We start from the raw sequence: 19,690 nt of genomic DNA, 5'->3' as shown, positions 1-19,690 counted from the left end.
GTGATTATACTACATCAACCAGTAGTCGTTCAGTAGGGCAGGCATTGCCCGCCTTACAATCGACGAATCTAATCCCACGATTGCAATTGCACAACCCAATGCTGCACGAAAGCAGAAATGCGATCGCGCCGAGTTTCAAAAGTAGCAGCAATCCAGATAAACACAATCCCAAAAGCCAAACCAATCGCCCATTTAATCAGCGGATAATCGAAGATTAGAACCACCAACTGATAGAAAACATTGATTAAAAATACAGCCGTTCCCACAAACAAAAACGCCCGAACTCGCAGCGCCAAACCCGCTGCAATAGCCGCCAAACTAAAAGCTCCCGCAACTAAACCGTGGCTTTGCTGAGTCAAAAGAGGTATCCCGCAAATCAGCGCAGTTGCGAGCATTCGCAGAGTGTGGCGCAGCGGTTTTTCTGCTGGTAATTTGAGAGTGCGATCGAACTGAGTAATGTAAAGTAAAGAAAATCCTAAAGGAGTAACATAAAACTCTGGCTGAGTCAATCCTATTTGCCAGAACCACCGCAGCATTATCCAGTCAATTATCGCCACGCTCACATAGGTAAAACGAACTTCCTCCCTTTCCCAAGCCAGGAAAAAATAGAAGGTAGCAGCTATCAGCAAGCTAATCGGATAAAACTTAGCCGGACTTTCCAAAATAGTAACTATTGGAATCAGCGAAGCAATTACCTGCCAAGGTTTTTTTGACCAACCCCAGTTGTCCCAAGGCAAAATGTAAATGAAATAAGCTAATAGAGAAGCGAGGGCAACTTTCCAAGGCCCCAGCGGCCCGGAAATATACTTAACTAAAGGCGTATTGATCCAATAAAGCCGGATGCCAAAGGCTTCTAGCCAGCCCAAGTAAATCCAAATTTCTCCCCATTGGCGAGCGAGATTATTTCGCTTTTGCAGGAAAGCGTATTGAACTAATAAAGCACCAGTGACTAATCCTAAATTTAGGCCGGACTTAATATCATCGGCAGAAGCCCAAATCAGCAGCAAACTGCTCAAAACCCAGTGCAGGTGAGCAAATATTTTTAACTCTGCATTAGTTAAATGTAAATAATTGCTGAGCCAAGGAGATAAAATGCGATAGATATATGTTAGAGCTGTGCCGAGAGTTGCCAGGACAATTAAACCGTCGCCAAAAGCTCCTCCCGGTGTTTGAAAAAGTTGATAGAGTAGCGATTCGTAAGCAGCAACGGAAACGCCAATTAACCCCAAATAAACCAAAGGTTTGAATTCTGGCTCCCGCCTACCAATGCCGATCGCAATTAAAGACGCACCCAACACAGTTAAACCAGTCCAATTCGCAAAAGTGTGCGATCGGAAAGTTAAACCCAATACCCCGTAAACCAAAGGTATAAAATGAATGCTAGGTAAATTTGTTCGATCGGGGTGGCGCCGCCGCCACCAATCCCCCAACAATTGAGTAAACAATCCGAGAGCGATATTAGCAACTGCCAAATTAATCGTAGTGCGATCGACAAAACTCAAACCCACTGCTGTCAACAACTCCAAACTCCAAGCCAAAGCATAAATTGCCAGAGGCGAAAGTTGGCGTAAACTTCGGAAAATTATCGCAGCCATTATCACCAAAATAGCAGCCAAAACTTCAGTAGAGGGCGGCAAATTCAAGGTACTGTCTGCGTATAGTTCATAGGAATAAAAAGTAATAGTTGTTAACAGCAAGCCTGCAAGTAAGATTGCCCACCCATCTAAAGCTCGATCGTAAATTTCAGCTAATGGAAAAGGCTCAGGTAAACTCCTGGAAAAACGAACAATCATGCTGCGAAGCAACCACAGACACAAAATAGCGATCGCCCCGGCAATTCCCCAATCCCAACCCGACACAAAACCTAATTGATCGATCGTCGCAGCTACGAAACTCAAGCCAAACCCCACTGCAATTACAGCCGCTGGTATCTCGACTAAATAGTAAGTATTGACCAACATCAATCCGGCTGCAAAACCCAGACCAATTAACCGATATCCCGGAAAAATAAAAATTAGAACTTGTGCCAATATTAGGGCGATCGTACTAAAGGTACTGGCAACTTGTTTGTGAGGAACCTCAGTATATTTAGCAACAGCAGTCAAAGCCAAAGGAGTCGCCAGCCAGAGCAAACTCCACTGAGGGCGGTGAGTGGCAGTACCCCCAAGCACATAATTTTGCAACAAGATAAAGCTGAATCCTGCTAATACTAAGCCCAAATACCAGGAACTTTTGAACCATGCAGTGTGCCAGCGGAAAAATGCAGAGTTTTCTCGGGAATTTGCCGCTTTCATCCAGACAAAAAATACCCATTCACTCGCCATTAATATTAATAATATTGCCGACCAAATATTGGGTGTCAGGTTTGGGAAAAATAAGTCAATTGCCGAAGCGATCGCGCCTAAACTCATAATGTGAGTTATGGGAACCAAAATTGCCGGATTTCCCTGTTGTTCAGCCGCAGAAGCCGGCATCGAAACTCGCCGGGAATTATCGGGAATTACGTATTTCCAAGTGATCCAACCTAAAATTAAAGTAGAGACTAATAAATTGAGCGATCGCCAAAACGGATTGACTAAACTAATAACAGTTAAAACACTCCCCAAACCGAGAGCAAGGTTTTCCCCAAAACGGGCAAGTTGAAACTTTCGCTTGCGGTAGAGCCACTGCGCCGCACTTACCATTAAAATTAGATAAGGCAACAGCAGAACACCCCAAAAAGCCCAAGGAGTTTGCTGAGAGTTTGTAAGCTGAGTTAAAAATGCAACAAATGGTGTTTTAATCCCTAAAGGAAGCACTCGCCAAAACAGCCAAATACTCTGAATTCCCACCGCCTCAAGCATTAGCAAATCAAACTCTTGCCAAAACCGCACTAAACGATTATAAAAAAACCAAAGAGCCAATCCGCTAACTGCGATCGCCTGTAGCGGAATGTCGCGAAAACAAACCAGGTATCCCAAACCCACCAAACCCATTCCTGCTAATTGCCAGTTAAAAAAGTTGCTGGGATTTGGCTGGTCGGATATATTGTTTTTGATAGTCCCAGATGCGAGGGGTTGCTGCCAATCCAGCCATGCTAAAAGCACGCCGCAGATTCCCAAAGCTAAACCCATTTCAGCGATATTTACATCCTTGACAAATATCGCCCGACCCAGTAAAATTCCTAAGGAATAAGCTACTAAAGCCGCTTTTTTGTAAGTCAGAAAATCTCTGCTCAAACTGAAAGCAGCGGCGAATGTTTCAGTATTTCCCGCGCGTTGGATAGATTGCAATCGTTGTTGCTGAACTTGATAAACTGTAGCAGCAGCAGTTCCCACTGTACCTAAATAAACCGCAGCTAGGGAAAAGTCAGCACTTCCCCACCCCCAGTGCAAATAACTCAATCCCAAGTGATTTAGGGCGATCGATCGAGCGATGTTTTTTCCTGAAAAGCTTTGATATTGATATTTTATAATCCGGGCAGTTATCCAACTCAAAATAAGTGCCGCTGCGATTGCTACCGCCCAGTCCCAAGGATACCGCCACAATCCAAAAGTATCCATTGCCCAAAAATTGATCGGCACTAGCAACAGCGTCACTTCTTGCAAAGTTTGAGCAGTCAAGTGCAAATTCTGCTGTCTGTTTGCCCAACTGCTAATCGCCCAAAAAGTTAAAGTATAAGCTAACAAAACTCCATATTGTCCGGCAGCAGGAAATCTTTCCCATTGACTGGCAGCTAAGACTCCTGAGGAGACAACTACCATGAACACTCCTAAAAACAACAGCCACACCACGCTAATTTCTGCCATTAGCGACTGCAAAATTTGAGCGATAAAATTAGGGGTTTGAGTAGTTTCTGTAGGCGTACCAACGCTTTCTCTGCTGCTAGGTAATGCTTGAGGCGTTGATAAGGCAGGTACTTTTGCCTCGTTCACAGGAGTAATCGGGCCCTCGATTTCAGAAATATCTACAGCGGGATCTCTGAGCGGGCAGACTAAATACTGCCGGCACAACTGCTCAACCTCGGCGGGCGAAAGCAAACCCAGCCGCAGCCACGCTTCTAAACCTGTTAACAACTCAGGATGCGACGCTAAGACGCTCAATTCAATTTTGCTCGATCGACCTTTGGGAGACGACATCGGCTTAAACTTGTACTACGTACCTTCAAGCTATAGCCTAGATTAATGTCGAGCGAACATGACAACATTCCGCCATCCCAATTGGCACAATAAGTATTTATAACTAAAAAGCTGTAGCAGCCAGTATCAACCCATGAAAAAATCCCGCTGATGCGCCTACAGCAGCGTGCATCAGCGGTTAGAAACTCCCAATTAGGACACAGCACCGATCTTCTTACCGATCGACATATTGCAGCAAAGTGTCCACACTAGCATTGTGGTCTATGAAAGAAAACAAATGTTTGAAGAGGAGTTTTCCCTCTGCATCCAAAACAAACTGAGCGGGCAAAGGAGCACCTAAAGCCTGACCGACTTGATAAGCCCGAAACACTTGACAGCCGGGATCGGACAGCAGAGGCATTTTCAAGCCTAAATCTCTAACCACTATTTGGCTTTGGCGATCGTCGGTACTGGCAATCATCAATAATTCTATATTGCGATCGGCAAATTTTTCCCAGTTTTCATTCAAAGCTTTAATGTGAGGAAAACAGAAAGGGCAATATTGCTTTTCAGTAAAAATCCGCGTAAAAGCCAGAATTACTGGCTTATCGCCCCGATAATTCGACAGCCGTACCAACTTGCCATTATTAATATCCGGCAATTCAAAATCTGGCGTCCTATGTCCCAGCTTCAGAACATTAGTCGCCGGAACAGGCAATAAATTTTGGAAAAACCGCTGATTTAACAAGCCGCTAAAATTAGTAGAAGTCAGCATATTTCCTAATTGCGTAATTGCTAATTGGTAATTAAAAATCCGGTTACAATGAATGCCTCTGCGGGTACGGACACGGCAGCGCCGTGCCCGTACAAATAGAATGTGCTTAAACCGCAGCAAAGAATACCTTAGACTTGACCGGATCGGGAGTCATAGTCTTGTCACCGGGCTGCCAGCCGGCGGGACAAACTTCATCGGGGTGAGACTGGACGTATTGGATAGCTTGCAGAGTGCGGAGAGTTTCGTCCACGTTGCGGCCGAAGGCAAGATTGTTGATAGTAGAGTGTTGGATGATGCCTTCTTTGTCGATGATGAACAGACCTCTGAGGGCAATCCCTGCTTCTGGGTCGAGGACGTTGTAGTCAGAACTAATTGTTTTTTTGAGGTCAGCAACTAAGGGATAGTTGAGGTCGCCGACACCGCCTGATTTGCGGTCTGTTTGTATCCAAGCGAGGTGAGAGAATTCGCTGTCAACGGATACGCCGAGGATTTCGGTATCGATTTTCTTGAAGTCCTCGAAGCGATCGCTAAATGCTGTAATCTCAGTCGGGCACACAAAGGTGAAGTCCAAGGGGTAGAAGAACAGGACTACATACTTTTTGCCTTTATAGTCTGACAGCTTAACTGTCTTGAACTCCTGATCCACTACGGCTGTTGCTGCGAAATCGGGTGCAGCTTGACCAACCCGGAGGCATTCACTGGTCATAGATTTTGTTTCCTTTTTTACGAACTGTTACAAATATATCATACTCATAACGACTACAAGTATGTTCTACAGAAATCAAAAAAACACGCTCTCAATTTTGAGAGCGCGGTTTTTTTGATTAAATAATGGCTCAGGCGGGATTTGAACCTGCGACCTTGGGCTTATGAGTCCCCTGCGCTAACCACTGCGCCACTGAGCCAAATCTAGTTCACGATTTACTATCGTAGCACGGTAGGGCGAGCTATGTCTTCTTTTAAAACAACATTATTTCTAATAACTTATAGTAAAAGTTATGAGTTTTGCTAATCATTCAAAACCCATAACTTCCGACCAGTCGTTACCGAGAAGCGCTGGACGCATCGTCGGGCAGAAAAGCCATTGGATTGATAGCACCCTGTCCGGCGGGATGGACTTCAAAGTGCAAGTGCGGCCCGGTACTAAAGCCTGTGCTGCCCATTTCGGAAATCTGTTCCCCTTGAGCGACTTTCTGACCCTTTTGCACCAAAATCCGGCTGTTGTGGGCATAGACAGTCTCAGTGCCGTCTGGATGGGTAATTTCCACCAGATACCCGTAGCCGCCGTCATTCCACTGAGCATAGGTAACCACCCCGTCAGATGCTGCCACAATTGGCGTGCCGATCGGCCCTGCAATATCAATTCCCTTGTGCATCCGTCCCCAGCGCCAACCGTAGCCAGAAGTCAGAACGCCCTTAGACGGCCAAATAAACCCGTTAGCCGACTGTTTGCCGTTAGGCAGATAAGTATCAGGGCTCGAAAGCGGAGGCAGTTCTGGAGAAACCATGCGTCCCAAAGACGGGTTGCTTAGGGGATCGTAACCGTCTGCCCCCAAAGGAGCAGTTGCTACCACAGGCCGCTGCTGAGCAGAGGTCGGCGTCAGGTTGATCGGTTGCAGTTCCGCTGCGCGAGCGGGGTCTAAACGCTCTTGCTGCTGCTTCTGAACCTGCTCAGACCAGGCTCTCGATGGCGGTCTGCTGATTTCATTCTGCACCGCCTCAGTATAGTCGGGGGTGTAGAGATATGGATTTACACTTGGCATATCCTCAGACGGGTTGACCGAGGGCCCGTCCGTTGGAGTCAGGGACACCGCATTGGCGCCGATCGAATTGCGCGAGGCACGATATTCCTCTCGCAGCCTGACAACTTCTGCCCTCAAGCGTTCGGAATAAGGGTTGAGAGCTTCTGCGGTAGGGAGAGCCTCCGAATTCGACTCTGGTAAAGCGCTAGTTGGATAGGCATTTGAAGCCTGGGCGCTAGTATTTGGCACGAAGCCGATCGGCTGCGGGTATTCTCCCGTAGCGGTAGCAGTTGCACTGGCTGGCATTGGCAGGGCACTGGTATCAACTGCACCTGTAAAGGTTGGTTCGCCTTGAAGATCCAGCTTCCCGGGGTCGCTAATGGTTTGGGAAACTTGAGTTAGCGGAATGCTATTAATTTGGGGAACCATCGGCGCTGAAATATTGTTCAGACCTTCCAAGTTCGCCAGGGGAGAGACAACCGGCACTGTGGACGCGGGCGATCCAACGCCAGCACTGGCTATTTCCGGGGTAGACGAGCTGGGGTTCAAAGATGCGGGAACCGAAGCCGCAGACCATACAGATGTAGAGTTGGAGGCAGAATAAGAGGCTGCCGCCTGCACCGCTGGATTATTTAACCCAACTTGGGGAATTTTCAGCCGTTGATTGACGTTCAGCAAGTTGGGGTTGCCGAGCTTGTTGGCAGAGATCAGCTCTTTGGGTGATACGCCATGACCTTTGGCGATCGCATCTAGCGTATCTCCCGGACGCACGCTGTAGAGTACCCCAGCCGGTGCGGCGGTACTTCCTGCAGGGGTGACGAGCACAGCCGAAGGCAAACTCGGTGTTGCCAGAGACTGTTCAATTGACTCGAATGCTCGATCGGGCGATGTTGCTTGACCGACCCCGGCATTGGGAATTACAGGTGTCGTCCCGAGATCGGGAATAGTTGTCTGAGTTGCAGAGCCGGGGGATGCCAGCGTCGGTGCTGACTCCGGCAAAGATGCCGCAGGTGTAGATAAATTTGCTCCCCCTTCATACCCTAACAGGGCCCGACCAGATTCTGTGGTGCGGTTTTCCTGTTTTTTCAAACTGTCGATCGCCCCGTCTGCGTTCGGGATGTCGATCGAACTTTGTTCCGGTACCGCCGTGACCAGCGGGGTCGCTGCGGTTGATGGCTGCGCTGTCAGGGCAGCACTATCCAACGGCTCGGAGCCAGCCAGATTTAACTTTTCTTCGGGATTGACCGCCGCTGCGCGCTCTAGCGAAGCCACGGCGGAGTCGGCGGCGTTCTGTTGTGGCGCGGCTCCCGGAGCCATAGGAATTGTCAGTTCTTGACCAACTTGGAGTAGGGTATCGGGTTTGATGTCGTTGGCAGTTGCTAGTGCCAACGGTTCAACTTCATAATCCCGAGACAGCTCCCAAAGGCTTTGCCCCTGCTGCACATTAACCGTCACTGGGTCAGAAGGCGATCCGGGCTGTTCTGCCCTGGAACCATCAACTTGTGCGGAGGTAGCGGGCCCGTTGGCCGAGACTGGCTGTACTTCAGCGGTGGATTCAGATGTCGGTGCGAGTTCAGACGCGCGAGCGCTGTCTCCATTTCTCGGTAGCAGGATGCCAGAAGCACCTACCGATATTGCCAGCCCGATCGTGGCGAGAGAGCGAACTCTGCCTGTGCTGAGCGTTGTCTGTTTGGACGGTTCCGCAGAACCGTCTTTGTCGATTTCACTAGCCTGAACAGGCTTGATTTGGGGATATGTTCGTTTCAAAAAAACGACCTCCTACTGAGAAGCGCTAACTGTCCTTGGAAACACTCAAGGGGATCGCATGACGCTGAATTTAAATCAACAAGCAAAAATATTCTGATTGTTGACAGCTATCATGCTTAGGCCAGATTACCTTGCTTTTTTAATTTAGACAAGCTCAAACCGTCAGAAATTTTGAAATTCTCGGTCAAACCTGCTGCAATTAACCCCAAAACCCTTACACTGCAATAGCTGGAACGAATACATAAAATCTTCGTTCCGGTAAGGCTCTGAACTCTTACCTATTATCCGACTTTATGCTAATTTCCGGACAGCCTACAACCGTATATTTACTAGATATAGTGTTCAGACCCAAGCTGGTGCTCGCTGACGCCCTAAATCGCTAAAATCCTCTGTTTTTGTTGCTGAATCATCTTGCGAGTAATTTGGTGTTGCTGATAACAATCTGTTTTTGAATGAATAAAATATATTAATCTCAGCTATCTAGATTTTCACTGCTTTGATACAAATTTCTTATATAAAAAACGAGATTTGGCAGCCTCCGGCAGCTATTAAATATCTATATATTTATGTGTTGATAATGATTTATCCCAGCTCGCCCAACTGTCGTTTAGCTTCAAATAAACCTACAGCGGCGCTGACTGAGAGGTTCAAACTCCTGACTCCAGGCTGGCTCATAGGAATAAAAACTGTGGCGTCACAGGCATCTAAGACGAATTGGGGAATGCCTACAGTTTCCGAGCCAAACATCAGCCAGTCGCTGACCTGAAATTGGAATTGCGCGTAACTGTATCGCCCGCCAGTGCTGAATCCGATCGATCGTCCCCCGCGCTGCTGCCGACAGGCCAGAAAAGCCGCTAAGTCTTCGTGGCAGTGGAGATTGACGTAGGGCCAGTAATCTAAGCCGGCCCGTTTCAGGTAGCGATCGCTAATTTCAAACCCCAGCGGGCCAACTAAATGCAGTTCCGTGCCTGTGGCAGCGCAAGTACGGGCGATATTGCCAGTATTCGGGGGGATTTGCGGGTGAATCAAGACAAGTTGGGGCATGAAGCTAATTAAAAGCAGTAAATACAGCAAGTGGAAAATTTATAGAACTACCCAAAGGTAGATATACCCTATAGCTTTTATTTATAACCTTTGTCGAGCTCCATTGATTAAATATTCTGATTGCTTTTTGGGCATCGATCTGCAACTTTTTCGCGAGGTTCCGGCTATTTCTATTATTGGCTGAGTACGCATAGCCAGGGGGCTAGTGAAAGCCCCCCTGATAATAACGGCGGGTACTTCACGCAACTAACTGGGCGCACAAGTTGTCTTCGAGCTCCCATTCTTGGTGAGCCATGCCATTAATCCCTTGCAGAATAATAGTGCGGGTGTCCGAACCGCCCTCGTGCAGCTTCAACCACTGCTGGGCGGTGTTACCTTCCCGGAGAATCTTTTTGAGCGGCGAGAGAAAGCAGCTAAAGCCTCGTTTTTTGGCGATCGGCCAGACTTCTCGGTAAATTTCCTCAATCCAATCTCGTGCCAGAATAGTTCTGCCGTCTTGCCAGTGGGTGAGTTCGGCATCCAAACTTTGCCGGGATGCAGCAATTTCGTTGGCGTCTGTGAGCGCAACTAAGTCTTGGTTGCGGGTGGCAGCGGGTAAGGTGCTGAGTTCTAAGGGGTCTAAGCTGGGGTCTTCCATCATCTGCCAAATGCGAGCTTCTAGTAAGGCAGTGATGGCCAACAAAGCCAGAGGATTTACTTCGAGGTCGCAAATTCTCAGTTCGAGGCGGTTGAGACAGTAGGGGCGGCGATCGCCATTTGGGCGCACGGCAGACCACAAATGGCGGACGTTTTGCATGGTACCTAGTTCTAGCTGTTCTTCAGTCCACTGGATGTAATGTCTGTGACTTTCAAACAGGGGGACGATGGCGGGAGTTTTGGGAAACAAACCCCACCGAGTGGAATGATAGCCCGTGACTTCGCCGTCGAGGAAGGGGGAAGAGGCGCTCATGGCAAGGTAAAGCGGTGCTTCGACGCGGGCGAGGCGGATGGCGCGCATCAGCAGTTCTGGTTGGGAGATGCCGATGTTGATGTGAATGCTGGCGGTGACGACTTTGGTGCCGTAGGTTTGCTCGATGTAGGTGTGGTACGGGTTGTTGGGATCGGATCTGTAAAATCGATCGCTCCCGCCGAGAGACAAGGTACTTCCCGGCAGCAAGGTATAGTCGCCCAATTGTTTGAGATACTCCCGCAGCCGGACTCGCGGCTTGACTAAGGCGCACAGCAGGCGATCGTAGCTGCACAGCGGGGCGGTCGTGTACTCCACATTGCGGCTATCAGGCTCCCGCACAAATCCCTCTAGATCGGCAACTATGCGATCGGAGAGACCGACCACCTCACCTTCGGGAGTGCCGGTATACATTTCTACTTCAAAGCCTTTTGATAGCAGCACGTTTGTTCCTCAGCTAAGTTGAGTGCTAGTTTCTAGTATCCCAAAAATTGACCTGTTCATACTATCTTCCACGAGGCAGAGTTGAAATTTTTCGCGGCTGACACGGAAACCGGGTTTTTCGACGCCAGCAAATTTGAGCGTTTGTGTGTTAGTTGCGATCGGGCTGCCGCGACAAATATTGCCACCGCAAAGAGTTTACGAGGCGGTTTTAGAGTCAGAAAGAGTTTTTGTGCGATCGCGGGCGTGTTTTATTCGGCATTCGCGATCGCACGTATGGTGAAGAGAAGCCACCCCTGCCTCAGACAGAAGTTAGAAAGCACTGCCTACTGCCTTCCTTCTAGCTTCTTCCTTCTGCCCTCTTCCTTCTTCCTTCGACATCTGTTTTCTGCCTTGAGGGGGATAGCCGCATATATATCTTTAGTGCGATTCTAAAAGATCACTCTGCAATATTTTTGAGCTATTATTAACCCCTAGAAATCCCTGTGAAAGAGCCAGAAAGAACTCCTCCCAATTTTTGGAATATGCTAAGCAATTTAGTCTTAGTCCGGTTTTTGCTTTTATTTGCTACAGGTTGGGCTGGACTGCAACTTTTAGCTTACTTTGAAACTGCTGTCGCGGTTTTCACGATTGCTGCACTCGTGGCTTTTTTGCTCAATTATCCGGTGCGAACTCTCCAGAGATTTTTACCGCGAAGTTTAGCTGTCGCCTTCGTTGTCTTGCTCACCATTTTAGTTTTTGGCGGTCTCACCGTCACCGTAGGCGTCACTCTTTTATCTCAAGGGCAGCAATTAATTGACAGCATGACTGAATTTGTGAATGCTCTGGCGCCTCTGTCCGAGCGCATCGAAGCATTCCTGCGGGCGAGAAACCTGCAAGTTAATCTGCGAGTTATTGAGGAACAACTGCGAAATCAAGCTTTGGCTGGAGTTGTTTCGAGTATTGCTTTTTTACAAGTATTTTTAACCAATTTATTGAATTTAATATTAATTATGGTGGTGGCTTCTTTCATGTTACTTGATGGAGAGAGGCTCTGGCTGTTGGTTCTCAAATTTATACCCCGACACCTGCACAGGCGTTTAAGTTTAACAATAGAGCGAAACTTTTTAGGATTTTTTCAGGCACAAATTCTCTTAATGTTATTTTTGACAACAGCAAGCTTTTTAATTTTCCTGCTATTAGATGTGAGATTTCCTTTAATTTTAGCATTTATTATCGGATTGTTTGATTTAGTTCCGGGGATCGGAGCCACCCTGGGAATTAGCTTAGTGTGTTTTATTGTATTGTCTCAAAATGTGTGGCTAGCTTTAAAAGTCTTGGCAGCTTGCATTGTTTTGCAGCAAATTCAAGACAACTTTATTCATCCGAGACTCATGCAAAATTCGCTTAACCTCAATCCGGTAGTGGTGTTTTTTGCACTGTTAGTAGGCGCAAGATCGGCAGGACTTTTAGGCATATTTCTGGCTATTCCGCTAGCGGGAGTGATAGTTAGCTGGTTTGAGATTGAAGAAATGCAAGCGGAAGCTTAATTGATATAGCTATCATTTTTATATCTAATCCGGCTTAAAAGCCAGTTTTTAACCAGCAGGCTAGAACCCCAATGCTTGAAAAACTATCCTTTGCGTAACGCCCAAGTAAAAGTAAAGAGAAAAAAGCAACGTAGGATGCACCGATCCCTGCGCACCTTACTGCGTAAATTCAATGAATAAATTGCAAGTCAGTAGGAAATCTTTCTTCTTCTGGTTCTGGATCGTAAATGTAATCGCAGTCAAAACGCAGAGATTGAGCGTGGAGGCTGATCGAAAATCCGCAGTAAGTAACCATTTCTGTAGTAAAAGTGGCCATGACTAACTCAATCAGTTTTTTGTAAGAAATGTTAGGCTGTTGAACGTAATAGGCGCGTCTGGCAAAAAATATTCTCTCATCTTTCGGTACAATTATGGCATTAATTTTGTGTGCGTGTTGAATCGGCTTGATATAGGTTTCAATAAACTGCGACTGATTTTTTTGCAGTCTCGCTAATCTTTCGTGTTGCAACCAAGTCATTTGAAACACGATTTTAATAAATTCAAAGCCCAAAATGTAGTTAAAAACATTATTGCGTTCTTCTGTACTCAAGACGAAGCGGAGTGCAGATTCTAAATATTGGTCAGTTTTTCGGCACGCTTGTTGAGCTGAGTGAATATAAAATTGTTTGATGTAGCTTCTTAAATCTGATTCGTTTAATTCTTTTTTGACTCTAAATCTGATTAAATACTCTTTGACTCGGTGTAGAGTATCTACATCTTCAAACATTTTTGAGACTAAACCGTCTGCTGTGTAATCATCTAAAAATTCTGCTTGCAAGTCGGGAGTAGATGCGCACAATATGTAGCAGAGGGACAAGACATAGCGCCGCTGGTTCCAAGGCAAGCTTTGGGCCCACTCTTTAACTTCTAGAGGAAGTTTTTCCAGCATGATATCTGTGTGTCGGCGTTGAGCAAGGTCGGCACATCTATTTTTTTCTTGAATCATTGCCTGATACCTTTATCAGTAAGTAGACAGAGTACTATATCGCAGATGATGGGAGGGGGAAGCTGCGACCGAGGGTTACAAGTTATTCTGTCATATTTTATTGCCATCTATCTAAATATACATTCTGTAGGGAACAGGGGGCGTGATCTGTCTCACACTTTGGCAAATTTTAAATCACAAATGGTAATTCTTCGCATCACATTTTGGGTCAACGAGTGTCACGCATAAAACTAATTCACGTCACGCGAGCAACGGCGGGTTTCGCTGATGATTAAGAAGGGTGATTCATAACTCTTTGTTAGTAATGATTACTGAGGTTAATTATGAACTCGACTACAAGTATTTTTCCTAAAAATCAATGCCAACACTTAAGTTTTGGCGATCGCCTCGTCCAACCAGTGCGACAGTGGCTCGATCGCATTGCAGTGGGAGATCCGCAAGTAGCTCGGTGGTTGTGCCAACTTATACCAGCACAGTGTCCTTTTGAGAGAGATATCCAGCTATTGGGACATCATCTTTTCCACATACCGCCTATGTGCAAGCTGAATCCTGTCTATGAAGAATTAGTGGGGTTGCGTTTTCGGTCGCTCTCCTTTTTAGCTGACGTATGCGGGGAAGATGTAACGCCGTACTGCTGATTGAGGGGTGTCATACCTCGATCGCCATTGATGTGAATTGTGTACGGGGTGCGTGAAACTGCTAGTTGTGCGATCGGTAATTTAAGTCATTATCGTTGATAATAGCACTGGATGCCTCTCAATAGGAGCAGGCATCCATCGTCGCGGTTAAGCCCAAAATAATATCAAACGGTAACAGAAAAAACAATTATTATAAAAATAATTTAACAAGCTACTTTGGCACAGGGAAATGAATATGTTTAACGCAAATGAACTGCTAATTAAGGCTTTTGTAAATCGGCTGATTGAAGGCTACCGCCATACCTACGGCGGGTTCAAATATGACTATGCCGAGATTATTGCTTGGGTAGCAAGTATGGCTTTGGAAAACATTGCTAATAGCGATGCTCTTTACCACAATGTGGAACACACTATTTTAGTGACCTTGGTGGGACAGGAGATTCTGCGCGGCAAACACATCCGCGAGGGAGGTGTTTTATGTGAACATTGGCTGCATTTCCACATTGCTTTGCTGTGTCACGATATCGGGTATGTGAAGGGGGTTTGTCGACAAGATCGAACTGATTTGAGACTGTATGCAACGGGGATAGAGGATTTGCAAGTGAAGCTACCTCTGGGGGCGACGGATGCGAGTTTGACCCCTTATCATATCGATAGGGCAAAAATGTTTATTGACGAGCGTTTTGGCGGTCACAAACTGATTGATGCTGAGCTGGTTAAGCGTAATATTGAGCTGACTCGTTTCCCGGTTCCTGCGGATGAAGATTATCAAGATACTGCGAATTATTCGGGTTTAGTTCGCGCTGCTGATTTAATTGGTCAGTTGAGCGATCCGCGATATTTGCAAAAGATTGCTGCGCTGTTTTACGAGTTTGAAGAGACTGGGCAGAATCGGGTTTTGGGCTATCAGAATCCGGGGGAGTTGCGGGATGGTTATCCAAAGTTTTATTGGAATGTGGTTTATCGGTATGTAAAGGATGCGATCGGCTATTTGGAACTGACGCAGCACGGGAAACAAATTGTTGCTAATCTGAGCGCAAATGTTTTCCGGGTGGAGCATTCGGAGGTGCGAGAGTCTGCGGTGGCTGTAGTTAGCTAGGGTTTGGGCAGATGTAGGGCGATCGATCTTTTTTGGGATACGTAGGTCGCTCTAGCTAAACGTAAAATGTTCTTCTTTTAGATCCCCGCACCTCTTAAAGAAGCCGGGGTTCTGCGTATTCTGTTTTTTTAGCCGTTGCTCACTTAAATCCTGTTGGTATTGCAGTGCTAAATCTTCGATGAGTTTGACCATTGCGCGAACCACAGGCATTTTAGTGATAATTTCGCTCCAATACCACTGTCCGTTAGGATTGAGTTCGATAAAGTAGAGGGTGTCATCCTCGTCGCGAATGATATCGAATGCACCAAAATTTAAACCAAACTCGTCAAACATTTGATGAAGTTTGTTGAGGTAGTCGATCGCCCATTTGTCGGGAACGTAAACGAATTTTTCCAGTTCGGTAACGCGCCCATCCAAAGTCACATCTGCATCATTGGTATTCGGCTCAGTGAATATCTGTGCGTCACCTCAAGAGTCGCATGAATTTTTGCGGGGAAAGCAGCAGGCTAAAATAGAGGCGATTGCTCGCTTGCAAGCCATAAAATTGACCTATGAGCAAATCGTGCAATGTTTGGATATGACGCTAGAAGAGATTCGACAAGTCGAGCTGACAGAAGAGAATATAAGTAGTCGGTAGGCTGTGCGATGTCCATGTCAACCTCTGATATGATGTCCGCTCAATTACTCGTAATAAACAGTCTTTGTAGTGAGGACTTTATTCTTCATAATCTGAAGAATAAAGTCCTCACTACAAACCCATTTTAGATACTACTGCATAGTAAGGGTAAAGGAATACAGCAATGAAAAGAACGGGGAATGAGAGAAAAGGCTCTGGAAAATCCTAGGCAGCTTCTTTATCTACTCGACTATCAAACAATTAGTCAAACTAACGGTTTGATAGTTGAATATATCCCAAATTTGCCAGAGAAATCAAAGGAAGGGAAAAAGTACGATCGCACAATTACTCTACTTTTTCTAGTTACCAGACTGAGCCTGGTAGCGCAGGTTTTTGACCCTCTGGCTCTTTGATTGAGAATTACGCTAAATATTAACTCATCCAACTAATGCTTAAGGATGGGTCTGCCCTCTCTCTAAAGGAAGATTCCATTAAACGAGTAAATTCCGTATGATGCTGTAAAAGTCAGTCAGAAGGGAAAGCTATCTCCGATTCTAGCTCCGAATAACTGACCAATCTTACAATATAAAAAAATACATCTCATGACACCAGTCAGCCCCAATCAAACTTCCTCTCAATACGAAGTTAGCGAACCAGACAAAAAAATTGAGTCTCTGGTAGAAGAAGTTAAGCCAGAAAGCGAACTCGATTTAGAATTCCTCTACACCAGAGACATTGAATTCCGACAAGAAACAATTTATTTCCTTGTAGTCGATCGCTTTTACGACGGCGACCCCACAAATAACGAAGGCCCAAACCCAGAACTTTACGATCCAGAAGGCAAAGATTGGGGCAAATATTGGGGCGGCGACTTGCAGGGAGTTATCGACAAACTCGACTACTTAAAAGATATGGGTGTTACCGCAGTTTGGCTGACTCCGCTGTTCGAGCAAGTAGAAGCATTATTTGTCGAACAAGCTGCGATTCACGGCTACTGGACTAAAGATTTCAAGCGACTAAATCCCCGTTTTATTGCCAAAGGCGACAATCCTTCTGTCAACCAAACACAAGAAACCAAAGATACTGTATTTGACAAATTAGTATACGAGTTGCACCAGCGAAACATGAAACTCGTGCTCGATATTGTCTGCAATCACAGCAACCCAGATTTTAGCGGCAAAAAAGGGGAGCTCTACGACGACGGCGTAAAAATAGCTGATTTTAATGACGATGCAGATAACTGGTATCACCACTACGGCGAAGTCACCAACTGGGAAGATGAATGGCAAGTCCAAAACTGCGAACTGTCCGGTTTAGCAACTTTCAACGAAAACAATATTGCCTACCGCAATTACATTAAATCAGCAATTAAACAATGGCTCGACAGAGGTGTTGATGCTTTGCGGGTTGATACAGTCAAGCATATGCCTATTTGGTTTTGGCAGGAATTTAATGCTGACATTTTAACACACAGACCTGATGTTTTCATTTTTGGCGAATGGATTTATAGCGACCCTAGAAACGATCGTTCTGTGGAATTTGTCAACGAGTCGGGGATGACTATTTTAGATTTTGGTCTGTGCGTAGCAATTCGAGCAGCTTTGGGACAGGGTGCTGAAGCGGGATTTAACTTAGTCCAAGATGTCCTGAATTTGGATCACCGCTACTACGGGGCGACGGAGTTGATTACTTTTATTGATAATCACGATATGCCGAGGTTTCAGTCGTTGAATCCCGATCCAGAAATGCTGCGGTTGGCGATAGGTTTAATTATGACGACTCGCGGCATTCCCTGCATTTATTACGGCACCGAACAGTATCTGCACGATGATACTGAAGGGGGAAATGACCCTTACAACCGCCCGATCATGGAAAAGTGGGATACTGAGTCGCCGATTTACCGAGATGTGCGGTTGCTGTCTGGATTGCGGCGGCTGAATCCAGCTATTTCGATGGGGAGTCAGTGGCAAAAATATCTAACTCCTGATGTTTATTGTTACGTGCGCCGCTATCGCGATTCTGTGGTGTTTGTAGCGATGAATCGCGGCAATTCTGTTACACTTGAAGAGGTTGATACTGAGCTGCCTGATGGAGAGCATACGGAGGTTTTATCGCGCCGCAAGTTTGAAGTTAAAGACGGGATGCTGTACAATTTAGAGTTGGGTGCGCGGGAAGTAATGATTTTTAGCCGCGTCGGAGAGCGAGTTAAGGCGACAACTATTGTGCGGGCGCAGCTTAACAGCGTTAAAACTCAGCCTGGGGAAAGAATTGTGGTGATTGGAGATTGTCCTGAATTGGGGAATTGGGATATTAGTAAGGGTTACCCGTTGGAGTATATCAATACTAATACTTGGTTCGGGGAAATTCCTTTTAATGAAAGTGCGGGAAAGTTGATTTCTTATAAGTATGCGCTGCTACGGGAAGGACAGTCGCCACTGCGAGAAAATCTGGTTTGTCGCCGCTGGGTTTTAGTTTCGGAAGGGACTGTGAAATGGCGGGATAAGTGGGCGAGTGGACGCGAGTCGTGATTTTTAATCAACAGGCTTTCCGGCCTGTTTTACCAGTTTTTAATGAACAGGCAAGATGCCTGTTCCACAACCAAGTTTCTGTTTTGTGGAACGGGCATCCTGCCCGTTGCTGATATTACGAGTTTAGAGCGATCGCAGCTTCTGGGCCAAAACATCGACATAAGGTTCGCTGCTGTGATGGTTCACAACCATTTCGTAGCCCCGCTGCGCTTGAGATTCAGCTTCTTGAGGATTTTTTAGCAAATGGACGATCGCCTCCCGCAAACCTGCTGCATCTCCCACATCTACCACTTTGGCAATATCCGGGGTCGCTAAATAATCGACCATACCTTGAGTCCGAGTAATGACAACGGGCCGCTTGCAGGCCATTGCTTCCAGCAAACCCTGCACTCCAGCAGCATATTTATTGTCCGCCAAACAAACTGCAATTACGTCTGCATCGCGGTAAAGCTGCACTAAATCCGGCCATTCGTAGAACTTGCGGGACATATTTTCTGGCATAGTATCGGGGAAAGCTTGCGATAAAGCTTTGGCATCTTTAGAAAAACCGCTAATTTTTACGTCAACATCTAAGTCAGCAGTTGCTGCTGCTAAGAGTCGGTAGTCGCGCTTTTCTAATCCGACGCTAACAATCGTTTGCCGCTTTTTCTCGCCAGAAACGGGGCCGGGTGTGAAAAACTGGGTGTCTGTCTGGTCTAGATGCACTAAAATCCGGGATTCAGGTAAAGCTAAATAACTGCGGAGGAAGTCAGTTTGAGGGCTGGCGCAAGCCATGAACACGTCAATTTTGTCAGCCAAACCAAATAGTTTCAGGGCGACGCGGCCGCGCAGCCGATCGATATTGTGGAAATGTACAACAATTTTCGGGCGATCGGGCAATTGACCGCAAACCGCCGCCATTGGAATCCCAATGTCCTCGCCGTTACAAAATATCACGTCGTCGCTGCTGACTTGCTCGGACAATTTGCGCGCGGCGGCCCAATGTTCGGGTTTAGAAGAAATTTTCGATCGCAGCTTGTCACTCAACGATATCGCTTCGCCATCCGGGGCGTGAACGGTGGCATTTAAGCTCTCTCTGAGGGCCCGCAGGACGTGGCGAGGGCATTTGCCGAGTTGTGCATCGCGGTCAATTCCATCTAGGTCTATTTTGCGACCTAATGCCAAATGGTATTTCAAACTATTCTCCTTATATTTATGCTGGTGCTGGCACAAATTATCTAACCTCAGAAGATTCTATCCTCTGCTGTTGAAAGTGCTGGTGCGATCGATCAATTTTAGATTTTAGATTTTAGATTTTAGATTTTAGATTTGACTCTACAGATGAATCTGGGGGGTTGTCGCTAATGTCTAAATTTTTGTGAGTTCCACCAATCCTGTCTGGGGCTTGTATCGCAACGGCGCTGGTCGATTTTAGATTTTAGATTTTAGATTTTAGATTTGACTCTACAGATGAATCTGGGGGGTTGTCGCTAATGTCTAAATT

General features: G+C 46.3%; 16 protein-coding genes and 1 tRNA gene. 7 read left to right on the top strand and 10 right to left on the bottom strand.

Features of this window, described 5'->3' with window-relative positions; genetic code table 11:
• Positions 1-68: 68 nt before the first annotated feature.
• The 7 genes from QUA20_RS11385 to gshA form a co-directional block, all read right to left on the bottom strand.
• The gene (locus QUA20_RS11385) at positions 69-4,118 is read right to left on the bottom strand and encodes a hypothetical protein (protein ID WP_333188835.1); all 4,050 of its coding nucleotides are present in this window, start codon (positions 4,116-4,118) and stop codon (positions 69-71) included.
• 214 nt (positions 4,119-4,332) lie between these two features.
• Positions 4,333-4,872 (bottom strand): peroxiredoxin family protein, encoded by a 540-nt coding sequence (locus QUA20_RS11380; protein ID WP_172186298.1) that lies wholly within the window; start codon positions 4,870-4,872, stop codon positions 4,333-4,335.
• Positions 4,873-4,978: 106 nt separating this feature from the next.
• Positions 4,979-5,578 carry a peroxiredoxin gene (locus tag QUA20_RS11375; RefSeq protein WP_172186299.1) on the bottom strand — a complete coding sequence of 200 codons (600 nt, stop codon included), beginning with the start codon at positions 5,576-5,578 and terminating at the stop codon, positions 4,979-4,981.
• A gap of 126 nt (positions 5,579-5,704) precedes the next feature.
• Positions 5,705-5,777, bottom strand: a tRNA-Met gene (locus QUA20_RS11370).
• A gap of 138 nt (positions 5,778-5,915) precedes the next feature.
• Positions 5,916-8,381, bottom strand: coding sequence for a peptidoglycan DD-metalloendopeptidase family protein (locus QUA20_RS11365; RefSeq protein ID WP_333188832.1), 2,466 nt, complete (start codon positions 8,379-8,381; stop codon positions 5,916-5,918).
• 582 nt (positions 8,382-8,963) lie between these two features.
• Positions 8,964-9,425, bottom strand: a complete 462-nt coding sequence (locus QUA20_RS11360) for a tRNA (cytidine(34)-2'-O)-methyltransferase (RefSeq protein WP_172186301.1) — start codon at positions 9,423-9,425, stop codon at positions 8,964-8,966.
• 238 nt (positions 9,426-9,663) lie between these two features.
• Positions 9,664-10,815, bottom strand: coding sequence for a glutamate--cysteine ligase (gene gshA / locus QUA20_RS11355; protein WP_333188830.1), 1,152 nt, complete (start codon positions 10,813-10,815; stop codon positions 9,664-9,666).
• 133 nt (positions 10,816-10,948) lie between these two features.
• On the opposite strand from gshA, the gene QUA20_RS11350 reads away from it, so the two are divergent.
• Both QUA20_RS11350 and QUA20_RS11345 read left to right on the top strand, forming a co-directional pair.
• The gene (locus QUA20_RS11350; protein ID WP_333188828.1) at positions 10,949-11,095 is read left to right on the top strand and encodes a hypothetical protein; all 147 of its coding nucleotides are present in this window, start codon (positions 10,949-10,951) and stop codon (positions 11,093-11,095) included.
• A 202-nt stretch (positions 11,096-11,297) separates the two neighbouring features.
• Positions 11,298-12,341 (top strand): AI-2E family transporter, encoded by a 1,044-nt coding sequence (locus tag QUA20_RS11345; protein ID WP_333188826.1) that lies wholly within the window; start codon positions 11,298-11,300, stop codon positions 12,339-12,341.
• Positions 12,342-12,510: 169 nt separating this feature from the next.
• Here QUA20_RS11345 and QUA20_RS11340 read toward each other — a convergent pair whose 3' ends face one another.
• Positions 12,511-13,326, bottom strand: a complete 816-nt coding sequence (locus tag QUA20_RS11340) for a cobyrinic acid a,c-diamide synthase (protein ID WP_172186304.1) — start codon at positions 13,324-13,326, stop codon at positions 12,511-12,513.
• A gap of 323 nt (positions 13,327-13,649) precedes the next feature.
• Here QUA20_RS11340 and QUA20_RS11335 point away from each other — a divergent pair, with 323 nt between their 5' ends.
• Both QUA20_RS11335 and QUA20_RS11330 read left to right on the top strand, forming a co-directional pair.
• Positions 13,650-13,964 carry a Mo-dependent nitrogenase C-terminal domain-containing protein gene (locus QUA20_RS11335; RefSeq protein ID WP_172186305.1) on the top strand — a complete coding sequence of 105 codons (315 nt, stop codon included), beginning with the start codon at positions 13,650-13,652 and terminating at the stop codon, positions 13,962-13,964.
• 235 nt (positions 13,965-14,199) lie between these two features.
• Positions 14,200-15,063: an Npun_R2479 family HD domain-containing metalloprotein gene (locus QUA20_RS11330; RefSeq protein ID WP_333188823.1), complete on the top strand. Its 864-nt coding sequence runs from the start codon at positions 14,200-14,202 to the stop codon at positions 15,061-15,063.
• Positions 15,064-15,114: 51 nt separating this feature from the next.
• Here QUA20_RS11330 and QUA20_RS11325 read toward each other — a convergent pair whose 3' ends face one another.
• Complete coding sequence (locus QUA20_RS11325) at positions 15,115-15,486, bottom strand: hypothetical protein (RefSeq protein ID WP_333188821.1); 372 nt, start codon at positions 15,484-15,486, stop codon at positions 15,115-15,117.
• A gap of 25 nt (positions 15,487-15,511) precedes the next feature.
• Here QUA20_RS11325 and QUA20_RS11320 point away from each other — a divergent pair, with 25 nt between their 5' ends.
• The 3 genes from QUA20_RS11320 (at position 15,512) to QUA20_RS11310 (ending at position 18,207) form a co-directional block, all read left to right on the top strand.
• Positions 15,512-15,700 carry a hypothetical protein gene (locus QUA20_RS11320; RefSeq protein ID WP_333188819.1) on the top strand — a complete coding sequence of 63 codons (189 nt, stop codon included), beginning with the start codon at positions 15,512-15,514 and terminating at the stop codon, positions 15,698-15,700.
• A gap of 179 nt (positions 15,701-15,879) precedes the next feature.
• A complete protein-coding gene (locus QUA20_RS11315; protein ID WP_333188817.1) occupies positions 15,880-16,092 on the top strand; it encodes a hypothetical protein in 213 nt (70 codons plus the stop codon).
• Between the two features lie 189 nt (positions 16,093-16,281).
• The gene (locus QUA20_RS11310; RefSeq protein WP_333188815.1) at positions 16,282-18,207 is read left to right on the top strand and encodes an alpha-amylase family glycosyl hydrolase; all 1,926 of its coding nucleotides are present in this window, start codon (positions 16,282-16,284) and stop codon (positions 18,205-18,207) included.
• A 123-nt stretch (positions 18,208-18,330) separates the two neighbouring features.
• Here the strand turns inward: QUA20_RS11310 and QUA20_RS11305 are convergent, their stop codons facing one another.
• Positions 18,331-19,383 carry a glycosyltransferase family 4 protein gene (locus QUA20_RS11305; protein ID WP_333188814.1) on the bottom strand — a complete coding sequence of 351 codons (1,053 nt, stop codon included), beginning with the start codon at positions 19,381-19,383 and terminating at the stop codon, positions 18,331-18,333.
• Between the last annotated feature and the right edge of the window lie 307 nt (positions 19,384-19,690).

This window comes from Microcoleus sp. Pol7_A1 (assembly GCF_036701085.1).
GTDB lineage: Bacteria > Cyanobacteriota > Cyanobacteriia > Cyanobacteriales > Microcoleaceae > Microcoleus > Microcoleus asticus.
The sequence above is the reverse complement of the archived record's forward strand: the minus strand, read 5'-3'. Positions and strand labels throughout refer to the sequence as shown.